The sequence below is a fragment of the Labrys sp. 22185 genome (assembly GCF_052045555.1).
In the GTDB taxonomy this organism is placed as follows: domain Bacteria; phylum Pseudomonadota; class Alphaproteobacteria; order Rhizobiales; family Labraceae; genus Labrys; species Labrys neptuniae.
This window is the reverse complement of the sequence record NZ_JBQEPH010000034.1, coordinates 26602-41134: the sequence shown is the minus strand read 5'-3', so window position 1 is coordinate 41134 and position 14533 is coordinate 26602. Positions and strand designations below refer to the sequence as shown.

General features: G+C 60.0%; 13 protein-coding genes. 2 read left to right on the top strand and 11 right to left on the bottom strand.

The annotated features are described in order from the left end of the window. Positions 1-118 precede the first annotated feature (118 nt). Together ACTJKX_RS32870 and ACTJKX_RS32865 are read right to left on the bottom strand one after the other, a co-directional pair. Complete coding sequence (locus tag ACTJKX_RS32870) at positions 119-484, bottom strand: hypothetical protein (RefSeq protein WP_440727844.1); 366 nt, start codon at positions 482-484, stop codon at positions 119-121. Between the two features lie 161 nt (positions 485-645). Further along, positions 646-888: a hypothetical protein gene (locus ACTJKX_RS32865; RefSeq protein ID WP_440727843.1), complete on the bottom strand. Its 243-nt coding sequence runs from the start codon at positions 886-888 to the stop codon at positions 646-648. Between the two features lie 180 nt (positions 889-1068). On the opposite strand from ACTJKX_RS32865, the gene ACTJKX_RS32860 reads away from it, so the two are divergent. Both ACTJKX_RS32860 and ACTJKX_RS32855 read left to right on the top strand, forming a co-directional pair. Next, positions 1069-2160, top strand: coding sequence for a DUF2778 domain-containing protein (locus tag ACTJKX_RS32860; RefSeq protein WP_440727842.1), 1092 nt, complete (start codon positions 1069-1071; stop codon positions 2158-2160). A gap of 48 nt (positions 2161-2208) precedes the next feature. Then, entirely contained in the window at positions 2209-2388 is a 180-nt protein-coding gene (locus ACTJKX_RS32855; protein ID WP_440727841.1) for a hypothetical protein, read from the top strand. A gap of 717 nt (positions 2389-3105) precedes the next feature. On the opposite strand, the gene ACTJKX_RS32850 is transcribed toward ACTJKX_RS32855, so the two are convergent. The 9 genes from ACTJKX_RS32850 to ACTJKX_RS32810 all read right to left on the bottom strand — a co-directional run bounded on the left by ACTJKX_RS32850 (position 3106) and on the right by ACTJKX_RS32810 (position 14514). Next, positions 3106-3630, bottom strand: coding sequence for a hypothetical protein (locus tag ACTJKX_RS32850; protein WP_440727840.1), 525 nt, complete (start codon positions 3628-3630; stop codon positions 3106-3108). Positions 3631-4016: 386 nt separating this feature from the next. After that, positions 4017-6320: a DNA topoisomerase gene (locus ACTJKX_RS32845; protein ID WP_440727839.1), complete on the bottom strand. Its 2304-nt coding sequence runs from the start codon at positions 6318-6320 to the stop codon at positions 4017-4019. A 32-nt stretch (positions 6321-6352) separates the two neighbouring features. After that, entirely contained in the window at positions 6353-6907 is a 555-nt protein-coding gene (locus ACTJKX_RS32840) for a helix-turn-helix domain-containing protein (RefSeq protein ID WP_440727838.1), read from the bottom strand. A 29-nt stretch (positions 6908-6936) separates the two neighbouring features. Continuing rightward, positions 6937-7515, bottom strand: a complete 579-nt coding sequence (locus tag ACTJKX_RS32835; protein WP_440727837.1) for a phospholipase D-like domain-containing protein — start codon at positions 7513-7515, stop codon at positions 6937-6939. A 690-nt stretch (positions 7516-8205) separates the two neighbouring features. Next, positions 8206-10680, bottom strand: coding sequence for a type IV secretory system conjugative DNA transfer family protein (locus ACTJKX_RS32830; RefSeq protein WP_440727836.1), 2475 nt, complete (start codon positions 10678-10680; stop codon positions 8206-8208). After that, positions 10677-11750 carry a P-type DNA transfer ATPase VirB11 gene (virB11, locus tag ACTJKX_RS32825; RefSeq protein ID WP_440727835.1) on the bottom strand — a complete coding sequence of 358 codons (1074 nt, stop codon included), beginning with the start codon at positions 11748-11750 and terminating at the stop codon, positions 10677-10679. The genes ACTJKX_RS32830 and virB11 overlap by 4 nt, the downstream gene beginning before the upstream one ends. After that, a complete protein-coding gene (gene virB10 / locus ACTJKX_RS32820) occupies positions 11638-13005 on the bottom strand; it encodes a type IV secretion system protein VirB10 (protein ID WP_440727834.1) in 1368 nt (455 codons plus the stop codon). Before virB10 ends, virB11 begins: the two co-directional genes overlap by 113 nt. A gap of 22 nt (positions 13006-13027) precedes the next feature. Beyond that, positions 13028-13795, bottom strand: a complete 768-nt coding sequence (virB9, locus tag ACTJKX_RS32815) for a P-type conjugative transfer protein VirB9 (RefSeq protein ID WP_440727833.1) — start codon at positions 13793-13795, stop codon at positions 13028-13030. Continuing rightward, a complete protein-coding gene (locus tag ACTJKX_RS32810; protein ID WP_440727832.1) occupies positions 13792-14514 on the bottom strand; it encodes a virB8 family protein in 723 nt (240 codons plus the stop codon). Before ACTJKX_RS32810 ends, virB9 begins: the two co-directional genes overlap by 4 nt. Between the last annotated feature and the right edge of the window lie 19 nt (positions 14515-14533).

Below are 14533 nucleotides of genomic sequence, written 5' to 3'. Positions count from 1 at the left end.
ACAAAGATGCAAGAGCTATCTTAATTTTTCGTTGTCACCGCCGAGCGAGCCACGGATGCCCCTCGCCCGCTGAGTCGCAGCTATTTCGATCGGGTCGCATTTATTTCGAGAAATGACATTACCGGTGGTCATCCCGAACGCGGCGGTGGCGCACTCGAAGGATGCGCTTGATTATTCCGCTCAGTTCCTCGGCAAAGCTATCCCGCGCTGTCTCTTGGTGAGCCGGACTTGCATGCGTCAATGCGCTGTCCATTTGCATGAGCGTCTCGTCCGAAAGCGGGCGCAGAAATATTTCTACCGGGAGTATTCTTCCGCAAATTGCGATCGCGAGCATGATTGCGGATACTGTCGTTTCATTCCGGTATCCGAGGATGATAAACCCGCCCAGTAGAATCGTTGCGACTGCCATTGCAGCAAGGACCACGTATCGGTACCAAAACAATACTTCGAAATATCGAACTTCGCGGTATTTTTGGACGCTCAAATTGTGCTCCTCTACTAAGATCTTTTCCTAGCCCAGGTCTGCTTTTACAAAAACAGTCCTCGTCGGTGATCGTGGGATCCTAGCATAGGCGGGGCCTGGCCGCGCGTTGCACACATCCCGGGCGGCTTTCGGAACGGAGTGCTAACGCATCCTCTCCGATTTCAATCGCGCTCCTCAGAAGCGTCCTTCAACTTGCCGGGCTGGCCACTTTTGGTCGAGCGCTCGCGGCGTTTGAGTTCACGTTCGACGGATTCCCGAACGAAATCTGTACGGTCCTCACCATCATCAAGCACGGCCGAAATTCTGGCAAAGGTTCCCTGAGGGAATCGCGCCTGCATATCTTCGGCCCATTGCTTCTTTCGACCCATGGCACTGGGCGTATCTGATACGAGGTTCAAAGTCAAAGCGCACCCATTTCTCATATGAGTTATTGACACGTAACACATATGAGATATAGGCTCAATCTCATATGAGATTGAGTTAGCTTTTCCCCTGGCGTTGCCAAAATCCCGGCACTCGCAAGACCCCTGCGCGGCCAGCGCAGGGCACGGGAACTCTTGTGCCCAGTTGACGGAGAACCGCCCATGCCGAGCCTTAAGCCGCCTGCCTCGATAGTCGCGTTGGCAGGAATTAGCGCCTTTACGAGTGCGGCCACGGCTGTACCGATCGTGTATTTTCTCGCTCCCCGGCCGCACGCGGCGAGCGACGCCGAGATTAAGCAGCTGCCGGTCAAAACCGTCGTGGCTTCCACAACTTCGCTGAATCCATTCCTTCTCAGGCCGGAATACGCAGCCGGCCAGGTCAAGGATCCTCTGCCCACGAAAGTGGCGACGACAGCGCCGACGCCGGAGCCCGCAGACGACGAGGAATATGCCGTCGCAAAGCTCGAGGTGGTGCCTGTCACTGTCGATCGCTTGCCCGATCTGGAACTTCCGCAGATGACGGCGAGCGACTTCATCGCTCCCCTACCCCCGCCACGTCCAAGCATTCGGGCGACCGTTCGAGCCCTTGGCGCAAAGGCGCAGCGAGCCATTCGGGTCGCCAGACGAGAGCCGGGCCGGCCGCTAGAGGCCCGGCTCAGCTATGGCGAACCGGTCGCCGTGTCCTCGCGCTATCTCAACCCCAGGAATTATCCTGCGCAGCTCCTGCCCGGCGGCAACAAGATCGCCGTGACGGCCCCCGTCGCGCCGGCGAAGCGAGAGGCACCCACCTCGTCGCCGGCTGTCATGCCGGTCAGCCAAGGGCCGACAGCGGTCTATGACATCAGTTCGGCCACATTGTATTTGCCGAACGGCGATCGGCTTGAGGCTCATTCGGGCCGCAAGCAAAACCGCGACAATGCAAAGGCCGTCCATTTGCGCAATGAGGGACCAACCCCGCCCGGTGAATACATATTGTCCATGCGTGAGAAGCCTTTCTATGGCGTCAACGCACTGCGGATGACCCCAACCCGGGCGAGCTACACGTTCGGCCGCGACGGCTTTCTCGCCCATAGCTATCTCGCCGGCCCCGGCGGCGATTCACATGGCTGCCTATCTGTGAAAAATTACGCGAAGCTCCTAAGGGCCTACCGTAACGGCCAGGTCAAACAGATCACCGTTGTGAAGCAGTATGGTCCGGTCAAGTCTTTGGCGGGCTCGATAAAACGCTGGTGGCTTGCGTCATCGCGCCGTTGAGGGAGTAGCACCATGAAAATCTGCCAACGTCGCAACCGGGAATGGTGCATGGAACACAACGGCGTGGAGGCGCCCTATGTCGTCGAGGTCGATATAGACGGTGCTTTCTCCGTCTATGACCTCGAGGACGAAGACCAGGTGAGGCCGATCGCGACCCGCCTCGACCGCGAAGCCGCCGAAGCATTGGCGCTCGCGCATTTCACAGCCTCTTCGCCCTCCCGCTCATGACAGCCCTTTGGATTCCGAAAATGGCCCATTGCCAGATTTGCGGACGGACTATTTCTCTCAGAAGGAAGGGGCTGATCGGCCACCATCACGCCAAAGGCGAGCGCTGCGAAGGCATAGGCTTTCCGCCGATTGAGCTATCGGACGCACGGCTCGCAGAGATCGCCTCGCTAGCACATGAAGATGCTCGCACCGCCAGGAGAGTGATCTCCGACCTGCTGGAGCGACGGGCGAACCAGATAGAGCCAGCGCTGATCGCATGCGCCACCAGGGCCGAAATTCGGGCCGAAAGGCTATCGCGTCGGCTCGCGCGGCATCGGGCTTGGCCGGCTCGCTTCGCCCGGCAGATGGCAACGCAGGGCTATGGCAGCCCTCCGCCAGCCTATCTGATTTCCGCCTAGCATTGAGAAGGACGCCGTTTATGCACGCATATTGCTACCGCAGTGGTGAAATCGCTTTCGGTCAAAAGGTCCCGTCGGGCGCAATTTTGCTTGTGACAGGAAAAGCTCGACTTGTGCGTGAAAGGGTTTCAGCCCGCGCCCGTCTTTCATACGACAATCGAACCCTATTGGTCCCCGGAATCCCGGAGGCCGAAGATGATGCCGCTGCCGAAGCTGCTCTGCTAGCTTTCAAGGCCTTTATCGGCCGCGGACCATCTCTAACCTGACTTACGGGTGCATCGCTGTGTGCTCGACGTTGCGGGTCATCCCACGATCGGGGTCAATTTCCTCCCTTTACCATCGCAGCTATCCGTTCGAGGTCTGCGCGAATGCTGCGTAACTGCGGCCACGGAGATTGATCGTCGGTGGGGCTTGGTTCCTCCATGGTGATCACCGAATGAAGCTTAGCGATGGCGCCGATGAGCGACCGGGCTGGAGTCGCGAAAAGATCGTCACCGAGCCGCTCCTCTACTTGGAAAGCTATCTCCTCGGCCGTCAGTGCGGCCGAGTATCCGAGCTGTCGGTCGGCCTGATCCCATCTGGCCTGGTGCGCCGCCAGGTCGGGCGCAACGGGGAAGCCTATCGTCTCCACCAAAATTGCTTCGAGCCGCTGCTGCCTTCGGCACATGGCGACCGCATGACGGTGAGCCGTGAACCAGCGATTCCAAGCTGCGATCGCAGGATCCGTCAACTGCACCTGCGATGCGCCAGCGTCTAGATTAAGTGCTGTTGCACCGGCGCCGGCCAATAACGCACAGAGCGCACCGCGCCGGTTCGGTCCTCGTATTGCTTGGTCATGGCCCATGTGCCTCTCCCTGTAGAGCTGACCAAGCATTGATCCAATGCTAAATGTTGTCCAGAGAGCGCAGTAAATACATTTGCGAATATATTCTCTCGCAATATAATCGTTCTTAGAATTCTTCGCGAAAAATGCTATACGTAGGAGAGAGGCAGGAGCTTGGTTTTCTTCAGGCGAAACTAGCTCTTCAATGTGGATTATTCCGTTGGCGGGCCAATTCACCACGGCCGCCCACAACGGCCCGGTCGGTAGGCCATTCACCTACACCGACCGGGCCACCCCCTCTCGATCTTGCAGGAATCGAGTGATCGCTTTCAGGATCTAACGTCGAAGTTCTGGGATTTACCGTGACCGCGCTGTGATAGCTGCGTTTGGCGCGAGCCGGTTCCGATTTATCGACCCCCTGCCTTGGCTGGGCGTTTCTGAAAATGCTGGTCCAAGAAGGCCTTTGCATCCCCGGCCGTCACTGCCTCGGGAAACCCCTTAGGTGCTTTGGCGCCGTCACCAACCAGCTTTTTTATCCATTCGAGTTGCTTCTGGCTGGCCAGCGACGGCGAAACACCGGCCTTGGCTTTGTCGATCCATTGGGACAAGGCCTTTCCACTACGCGTTGCATCTTCGGGTATTTCCAGCCCTGCCCTCGACGCAATTGAGCGGGCGAAGTTCAGCTGCGCTTCGCTCGGCGCCGGCGCCCCCTCATTCGCTCCGTCTTTCGGCCTATCCGGAAGAGGCCCTAGAAACTCCCTGCAGGCGTCATAGTGACGGATCACCTCGCCCGGCAGCCGTTTCCCCTCTCGCTTGGCCTTCGCCCTGGCCGCTTCCAGCATCTTTGGTGTGGGCGCTCGTTGAACGGCAATTTTGCTCGCGGCAGATGATGACGATATGATCGCCGTTGCCAGCCGATCAGTGTGATTGATGAATTCCTGCAGAACCTGGCCAACACTCGCGGTGCCTGTGACGACATCATCAAGGCGGGTCTCGAGGCGAGCAGTCGCCCCAGGATCGGTCAACTCCGGCGCGCCTTGTGTGACAATCTGGTACAGCCACATGCCGATTTGCGAAGGTTTGAGCTTACCCTTGTCCAGCTCCAGGAAGGCCTGCCTCTTCAGACCATCGATGACGGTATCGCGGGTGGAAGCGGTTCCGATCCCCTTGGCCTCCTTGAGGCGATCGCGCTCGGCTGGGTCTTCCAGGAACTTCCAGGCATTCTTCATGGCGTCGATGAGGTCGCCCTCCGTATAGCGCTGCGGCGCCTCCGTCTTCTTCGCGTCGACGCGAGCCTCCCTTCCCTCGACCAGGTCGCCGTCTTTGAATGGGGGCAACTGGTCGCCTCCTTCCTGTTCCCGGCTATCTTCGTCGTCGGATTCGCCGCGCAGGACAGTCTGCCAACCGGCCGCTGTCTCAACCCTGCCACGAACGCCAAACGGCACGCGCTCACCTTCGACCACCACGGCAATCTGCAGGGTGGTTTCGTCATACTCGTTGTCTGGCGAAATCGCTGCGAGCCAGCCTCGAGCGATGAGATCGAACAGCCGCTTTTCGTCGGGGGCGAGCTGAGGAACGGTCTCGGCAAACCGCTCGGCAAGATTCACATTGGGGATGATGGCATGATGCGAGGCGCCGGCTATGCCCTTGTCTGAGTATACGCCGGCCTTGCCGGTGCGAATTGTGACGCCGGTTGGGGCCAGCCCTGCATATTCATCTAGCGCTCTGAGTGCGTCGAGCAATGTTGGCGCCTGCGGAGCAAGGTTCTCGGGCAAATACCGTGTTTCAGCTCGCGGATAGGTGGTCAGCTTATACTTCTCATAGAGTGCCTGGGCGATCTCAAGGACCTTTTTGGCCGACCATCCCCATTTACCTGCTCGTTTCTGAAGCGACGGCAGATCATAGGGCTTGGGTGGCGAAGCCCGCTTATGCTCTTTTGTGACTTGGATCGGCCCACGATACTGTTCGGCGGCCGCTGCCAATGCATCGGCGCGACCGCGGTCGAATATCCGTGTTTCACCTCGCGGCCGATGCCATAAGGTAGCCATGTTCCGATCGTCCGCGACCTTCACGGCGATCTCGAAATAGTCGCGTGGCTTGAAGTTTCGGATCTCGAGTTCTCTGGAGCAAACGATGCCGAGCGTCGGTGTCTTCACCCGGCCGATGCCGATCGCCGATCGCCAGCCTTCGGGCTTAAGCGAATTGCTCGCGACCCGGGTCATTGTCAGATTGAAAATCTGATCGGCCTGCTGTCGCGCCACTGCGGAATCGTAGAGGGCGCGATATTTCGCGTTCGGCTCGAGCCTAGCAAATGACGTTTGCAGCGTCTTCTCATCCTCGGCCGTGAACATCGCCCTCAGCACCTCGCCCCGGAAGCCCAGGAAGCGGACCAACTCCTCGCCGATCGCCTGACCTTCTCGGTCGCAGTCCGTTGCGATGATGACGCGTGTCGCTCCCTGCATGGCTCTGCGGATCTCGGCAAGGCGAGAAGCTTTGCCATCCCCGCCATCAGGCCGATAGCCGTACAGCCCATTCGGCGGCGCCAACACGTCGTTGGTCCATTTTACCCATGCAGGGTTGACCTCTCCGGGTTCCTCGAGCCTCAATAGGTGGCCTTGTGCCGGCAACACAACGCCATATCGGGCACCGACGGCCGCCTTGATGTTGGCAGCTTGGGATGGCTTTTCGCAGATGACGATCGAGGTCGACATATCGTCTCACCTATATATTCGGGAGGTGGCGTCTACTCCGCGGCGCTCTTGGCGCGATGGAGCGGTTTGTCGAGAACCATAAGCACGGTCGCTCGACTTACTTGGTACTGCAGGGCAATCTGACCGACGGTTGCGCCCCGCTCATGAGCTTGCTTTATCCGCCGGCGTTGGTGGCCTGTAAGATCTACCAGCCCGGTCTTGTTCAGCGTCGGCCTTGGTCCTTTTGAGGCCGCAGGATCCACCCGCATGGACCTCAGCTGCTCGAGCGCCTGGGATACCTTCGCGCCAAGGGCCTCGAGCGCGCTAACCCGCCCTTCAAGGCCGACAACCCGGTCGACAGTTCTGGTGTGCATAAACTCTGGATCGCACTCTGGGTCGCCTTGCCCGGTCAGCAGCCACAGAGGATCCACGCCGAGATGCTCGACCAGGCGGGTCATCGCCGGCGCGGTCAATTCCTGTCGCCCATCTTCGATTCGAGCATAGGCGCCGCGCGGCAATCCAAGGATGGAAGCAATTGCGCCCATTGCGAGCCGGTGCCGTTTTCTAACGATGGCAAGGCGTTCTCCGATGGTGGTCGTCGACTCCATATCCGGCATGGTTCCTATTTGCCGCTCATTCAATTGGCGGCCTGGAATTCGCTAAAACGGGTATTGTCGCTGCGATCCCACATCTGTTCGAAATGATCATCGAAGCGGCGAGCTGCCGCCGGCGAGTAGATCAGCACCAGGTCATTGTCCTGCCGTCTTAGCCCGGACATGGAGAGGTTCGCGGATCCAGTTCTCAGCACGCTACCGCTTATGGAATAGCCTTTGAGGTGCATCAGGCCGGATCCCGATCGTTTCACCCGGACCTCGACATTGGCACTCGCGGCCAGTTGCCAGATCGGATGATCGGGGCCGAGGCTGAGGCGCTTCAGCTCCCCCGGATCGAGATACACACGGATCCATGCCCCTCGCGCAGCCGCTGCGATGAAGGCATTGATCACGCCATGATCGCTCAAAACATAGCCCGCCAAATTGATGACGTCGCCGGCGCCGACGTGAGCGATTAGCCCCGTGTCGACGGCTTGAAGATCCTGTTCCGGCGCATAGTAGCTATAGACCTGCGCCGGCATCGCCTGTTGCGCATGGGCAGGCGCAAGCCCCAAAATGACCATTATGGTCAGCGTCGGCAAAAGAAAGCGGGGTCTCACCATCCGGGCCTCGCTAGTCCGCGCGATAGCTCAATGTTTCCGCCCTTTAAGGCCCCACTGTCGGATGGCTCGAGCGCGGTTGGCGAGCCCTGTCCTGCCATGTAGAGGTCGACTCCCCTGCCCCGTTGCTTCCAGCCGGTCACCTTGGCGATCGGCGCGTCGCCGCATCCACTGGCCGTCGCCCGCTTCAGGTCCAAAAGGCCCTGGCTGGAAAGCCGGACAGAACACCCAGCCGGCGCGCCCACAACTCGCCATTTGCCCACGCTGGAATCCGCGTTCTTGCCGGCTTGTGGAGCCAGCTTTTCAGGCTCTGGGGGCTTACGACCAATGTCCCATTTCGAGTTTGGCTGGTAGCCAGGCTTCGACGGATCGTCGATGACGTGTGGGTATGAGAAATATTGCGGAGCGGCGCCGCGATAGCGACGCACGGGATGTGCGATGCGTCGACCGCGATAGCGCGGTCGTATGCAGGGGCAACCGGGCTGGCAATTATTTGCCGGGAGCACCTGGACGGGCGTCCGGGCCGTCAGCGGCTGCGTCACGATCGGGACCATTGGCCCCGAATACGTCGTCTGGCGCGACGAACTGCACCCCGCAGCTGCAAGTCCTATCAGCATCGCTGGCACTATTTTACGCCAGAACTCTCCTGCCGAACGATCGAATATCATTGGTTTCCACCCCAACTGTCCCGCACTAGGCGGCAATGCCCGTAAAATAGATCGTGTCCGCGGTGCCCTCAGCGATGACACCTCGAATGCGTTCCAGCGCTTGCTTGAAGCGCTGGACCTGGTCGCTGTCTTCGGGACGAGCCGAGGCTTCGTCGGCAATCGCGTCGAGTGTCGTTACCTCGTCGGCGCTGGCCGCGACCGATGCGATGTCGAACTCCAGTTCGGGCTCGGAATCCGGCTCCTCAACAGCACCCGAGAACGAGGCCGGCTCCGTCTCTTCGGCTTGCGCTACGGTGCCTGGTGCAGCGACGGCAGCAGCCGAAGCGGTTGCGGTCGCTGACCCGGTGTTTGCCGCCCGAAGGACCGCGAGCTCGGCTGCGTTCAGTTCCGCTTGTTCGGCCCGCTCGGCGATCTTGGCTCGGCGCTCAGCAACGATTACGTCCCGAAGGGCTGCAATGGCCTCAAGCTGCCCCGATGCACCGACGGGCCGGCGCAACAATCCCGCAGAGCCCGAGGCAGTCTCGCGCAAGGCCCCAAAGATTGCCGGCCGCTCCCGCAGACTGCGCAGCAGTTCGGTGCAGGGGCTGTTGTCGCTAGCGGCCAGGGCAAGCGCCACCTTTCCCAGGAACGCGTCTGGAGAGACGAATACCGCTTGAGCCCGCGCGATTATCGCTGTCGAAACTCGTGTTGGTGTACTGTCAAGTTTCGTGGCCGGGCGAGACGTGGCCCCTTCATTGCCTGCTTCACTGACCGCCGGCGGTTCGACCGCCGCACGGGCCGGATTTTGCTCGAATAGAGGCCACTCGAGGGCTTCCTTCAGCTCTGGCGCTGGCAGTTTCAGGTTCAAGGAGGCCACCTCGCGGCGACGCTTCAGAAACTCGGCGTCCGTGTAGAAATTCAGCTTGTTCAATACGGCTGCATAGGAGCCGCGGATCTGTAGGATGGTATGATCCTGATCCAGCCGCCGAACGGCGTCCGAGGTCATCAGCGGCACGGCCTCGTAGCGGCCGCCAGATGAGGATCGGGACGCAGACAGTCCCCTGCCCGCTTTCCAGCCCTCTCGCTCGACATAGTGCTTGCCCATGTTCTCTGAGACAAGGCGCGCCGTCGTCTCATCGCCGACGCCGATGTAGAGCTGGATGTCCATGTTGCCGAGCAGCGCGTCGCGCGTCTTCACGGTATAGCGTTCGTCAATCTGAGGAATGTTCTGTGCCACGAGGGCAATTGTCAGGCCGTAGCCCGCCACGAGCGGTGCCCGCTTGATGATTTCAGGCAATCGCTCGAACTGGTAGAACTCATCGAGCATAAGCAGGCACTTATGGGGCTCCTTGGCCTTGTCAGGCAGCTCGCGCAACATGATGTCGTGGATCTGCTGAATCAAAAGCCTGATGATCGGTTCGACCGTCCCGAAATCCGACACCGGAGCCGCGATGAACAATGAGAACGGCTTACTGCGCAGGGTACGAATGTCGAAATCGGAGGCCATGGTCGCCGAAGCCATCAACAGATTATTCCAGGCCTTCAGAGCGGTCTTAATATGCCCCTCGAAGCTCGGCCGCTGGTCCTCATCGTAGCCAAGATGGCCGTTCATCGCGTTGATGATGAAAGCGTTCAGCTCAGGCTCATCCTGGACGATACGCCGCAACACGCTCGAGAAATCCTGTCCCGTCAGGAAGAGGCGCAGCACCGAGCGCAGGTGCCGGCGCCCTTCCATGGTCTTGCTCTCCAGCACGTAGCCCATCAGTCCGGCGAACAGGGCTCGAGCGGTTTCGGCCCAATGGGCCTCCCCCTTTTCAGGGATAGTGATCAGGCTGGCCGCCAGATTACTCAGATCCGTTGCCCGTGCTGGCCAAGGCCTGACGAAATCGAGCGGATTCCAGCGGTGGCTTTCTTCCGATCCGGGCGCAAAGAGGAATACTTCCTGGCCCATGGCGAGGCGGGCGGCCCCTGTCAGATTGAAGTTTTCTTTCTTGACGTCCAGGACGATCGCGCTGCCGGACCATTCCAACAGATTGGTCATGACAAACCCGCGCCCTTTGCCGGAGCGGCTCGGCCCATTGACAAAGAAATGGCTGTCGCCGGAATAGCGGACCTGCTTGCCGTTGTACGTTCCAAGAAGGACGCTTTTGCCCGGACTACCCTTAAGAAGGTCGGCGGCCCGCAAATCGGCCGCGGTCGCCAGGCGGGAACCGTCAGCAGGTGGCTTCACCTGCCACGGCCGGGCGATAACTAGGAATGCCAAGATCCCCAGCAAGAAGGCTTCGACCGCCGTCATTGTCGAGCCGATCCGGACGATCCTGGAGACGTTGGCATTGTCCCAATACGCCCAGGCCTGATGATATGGGAGCATCAGCTGGCCGCTTCGAACCGACTGCATCATCGTCCACGATTTGACGACGAACCGATAGGCCAGTCCGTAATTGAAGGACCAGAGCACGAAGACGCCGGCGATGGCGATAATCGCGCCCGTCAGGGCGAGGATAAATTTGAAGGCCTTCATCCGCGACGCCTCCACTTGCTGAAATAGACCTCGGATACCCCTCGCCGCCCCGTCTTGGGATCGCGCGAGATCTGCACGATGACCGGAACGACCAGGCGCACGAAGTCGAGGATTTCGGCCTTGGTCAGGCCGAGGCCGGCCTGCAACGTCGCCATAGCGAGGCGCTCGAAAGCACCGCGCGGATGGTCAGCGTGCAGTGTCGACATCGAACCGGGATGACCAGTGTTGATGGCCTGCAGGAAAGAGAAGGCCTCAGAGCCACGGATCTCCCCCATAAAGATGCGATCGGGCCGCATGCGAAGGGCGACCTCAAGGCAGTCTTGGATAGTGACGCGAGCCATGCCCTGCCCGCCCTTGGATGCCACGACCGGCACCCAATTGGGCTGATGGGGTTTGAGCTCCCGCGTGTCCTCAATGGTGAAGAGACGCTCGTGACCGGGAACTTCTTTGAGCAATGCGTTGAAGAATGTTGTTTTGCCCGTCGACGTCCCGCCGCTAATCAGCATCGTGATGCGGTTCTGAACCGCAAATCGAAGCGCTGCCTGCACTCCCTCGGCGGTCCGCACCTCCAGCAGGTCGGCGAGCTCGCGATCGACATCGGACACAAGGTCCTCATCGACCTCGCGCGGGCCCGAGACCTTGACGCCGTCGAAACCACCCATGAGGCGGTAATCATCCAGCGTCATGTCATTGATGACCTGCTTTCGAATGGAAAAGGCACCGCCATTTGGCGCTGTCGGTGAGAGCACCGCCTGAAAGCGTTCGCCATGGGGCATGGCGGCCGACAACAACGGCGTTTCCGAGTTGACGTTCTGGTTGCTCTGCCCGGCGATTTGCACCGCCAGGCGCTCGATCACGACCTGCGTCAACGCGGCGACCGGATGGTATTCCATATGCGGCCGACCCACTGCCTCGACCCAGACACCGCCTGGGCCGTTGCAGGAGATTTCAATCACGTCAGGGTTTTGTAACCATTCCTTGATTGGAGCAGCAGCGAGCTGGAGGAACGTACCCAACCCCTCCCACATTGCCTGACGATCCGGTTCGCGCTTTGGGGTGACGTAATTCATACAAGGCCTCCTTGACCGGGTCCGGATAGAGCGCGCTGAAATCGAGATCGCGCTGCACGAAGATGACGATCCGGGTGCCCTGATCGACATGCAGGGTGGGAGGGATGTTGATCTCGTCCTTCAGCGCGGTGTTCGCCATGTCCGACATGGTCTGGCTGATGGTCTGCTGGGCCTGCGATGCGCCCTGCTGAGAGTAGTTGTTGTTGTTATTGTTGTTGCCGCTGCTGGATTGCGACTGCCCGTGAATGTTCAGACCGGCGATGAAGGAGCTCACCCCGCCCACCAGCGACAACACGGCCGCCGAGCCAAACCGCTGCAGGTAATGATTGTCGACCTCGCCAGTCAGACCCGAGCGGCCGAGATCGTCAGTGCCATAGGATCCCAGATCAACTGAGGTGCCGTCCGAGCGCATCGCGCGGGTCCAGATCACCAGCACCCGGGTTTGACCACGCTGCAGGCCTGAGCGATAGGTCCCGATCAGGATGCTGCCCTTGGGCATCAGGACCCGGCGTCCGTCGAACGACCACACATCCTCCGACGTGATGGCGCGGACCATACCTGGCAGGTCCGATTGGATCGCCGTTTCTAGGACGCCATGAATGAACATGCCGGCAGGGATGAGCGCATCCGTCCGCTTGTTCTGGACAGCCTGGACCATCTGCACGCTCTGCGAGCCGGCAGCTGCCGCGAAACGCCGGTTTGAATCGGTCTCTTGATATTGGTTGTCCGAGCCCCCGCCGCCATTGGGAATGGTATTGCCGTTAACGCCAGACGACGGACCCACGCTGGCGGCGCCGACACCGTTCCCTCCCGACACGATAATTTGTTCGGAGTTGAGCCGTTTCAGTCGCGCCTCTTGCTCCTCTTTCTGCCGGCGCAATGCATCCTCATCGACCGGCGCCGGCGCGGGCACCGCTTCTATCGGCGGAGGCGGAGCCACGACCGCCGGTTCAACGACTGCCGGCGGCGGCGGCGGCGGCGGCGGCGGTTGCAGCACTAAACGGTTGTCTGATTTCTGAGACGGTACGTCGAAAACAAGTCCTGGCGCTTGGCGTGCTGTGTTGAAGGTCTCCTCAGCCTGCTGCTTCGGCGTGGGCTGGCGGATATAGGTGTAATAATAAGCCCCGCCCAGCGCGATCGCAGCGCAGCCGATCAAAAGAACGGCCTGCGTTCGACTTGGCCGGTTGTTGCGCGCCCGGATCACCGATTCCTGCATCGGCATGCCGGCTTCGCGCTCGAAATCCTGGTTCGACATTTTTGTCACTCACGCCGCCCGGTCAGGGCGTTGCGCCCCTCTGGTTGAACACGCAGGTCGACACTTTGCCGTTGCGCAGCGTCCATTGCGGATTGACTTTGTCGACGACGATGTAATCGCCCTCTCTGCGGTAATTGATCAGGGTTTCGCTTCGATCCGACTTGACGGCGAAGATGCCGGGCACTTCCGAGCTGGCCGCGAATTTGAAGAAAGTCTTGGTGCCATCGTCAAAGGCTTCGATCGGCTTGTTCTGAGGATCCCCCTTGTAGCCGTAGGCGTAGTTCAGCTTGGACGGATCGGCGAGCGCCGCCTTCATATTGGGGTTGGCGGCCATTTCCTTCGCCTTTGCCGTGAGGCGGGCACCGGCATCGTCGTCGGGATAGCTGAAACGCAACTTGATCACCGCCCGGCGCGTGTCGCCCGGCGCGGCGCCGTGGAGGATGAAGTTATAGACCCGCTGTCCCGATCCCGAATTGGTCACCACGTTCATGTTGGTGACGGCATTTGGTTCGACGGGCTTCACGAACAGGAAATGTCGAGACTGGTCGGGTACCGCCTGCCAGGCGACTGTATCGCCCATCGTGACGGTCGCGATTTGCTCGTCATCCCGGAAAACGACCATGGTCGAAACGCCCATCATCGCTAGAAGCGAAACGACCTGGTCCTTTTGATAGATGACTGTCCGGATGCGCGGATCCGCGGACACGCTCCTGGGATTGCTCTCGGCCAGGGCCGGGGAGCAAGCACTCGCGAACAATCCCAAGCTGATAAGTGCAGGGGCAAGCTTCACGATGCATCCCCCTTCGTCGGCGTCACGGTTTCCTGGTCCTTGCGATATTCGAAGACCTGAAAGCCGAGAGGGTTGTCGAACCGCCAGTCCATCCGAATGGGCGACGACGTGTAGCGCCAGCGCACATTCGCCACCCAATTGTTGATTACGGTCCCCGTAGGCGCTTCCGTTGTTGTCGAGAAACGAACCGAGGCCGTGCGTTCGTTTAGGAAACTGATGCTCTTGATCTGCACGCTGATGGTTGTATTGGCGCCATAGACCTTGATCGGATTTTGAGGATTGCCACTCGCATAGTAGGCGATCAGGTCCTTGGCCGCTTCACCCGTGGAAAACAGCGAAGCCTTGTCGAAATTGTCCCTCAAGCCCTTCGGATCGTAGGTTTCGCGAGCCCGGATATACTGGACGATGTTTGAGGTTGTGACGGCCTCGTTCTGGGTGAGCTTCTTTCCAGCATCGGAAAGTGGCTGCATCACCTGCAGATAGCCGGTCTGTTTGTCGACCTCGAGCACGACAGTTTCCGTGCGCTGCAGCGGTATCATCAGCGCAATTGCGCCCAGCGCCACGAGCAGACAAAGCCCCAGGAAGAACGCGGCCATTCGCCAGAGAGCGGCCCTTGCCTGAACGAAACGGTGCGTCGACTTTTCCCAGGATGCGCCCTCTGTGTAGTACCGCGAATCCGGAGTGTAATCCGCCTGCGACGGCGAGTTGGTATCGGACATTGGTGCCCCTAAAACTTTG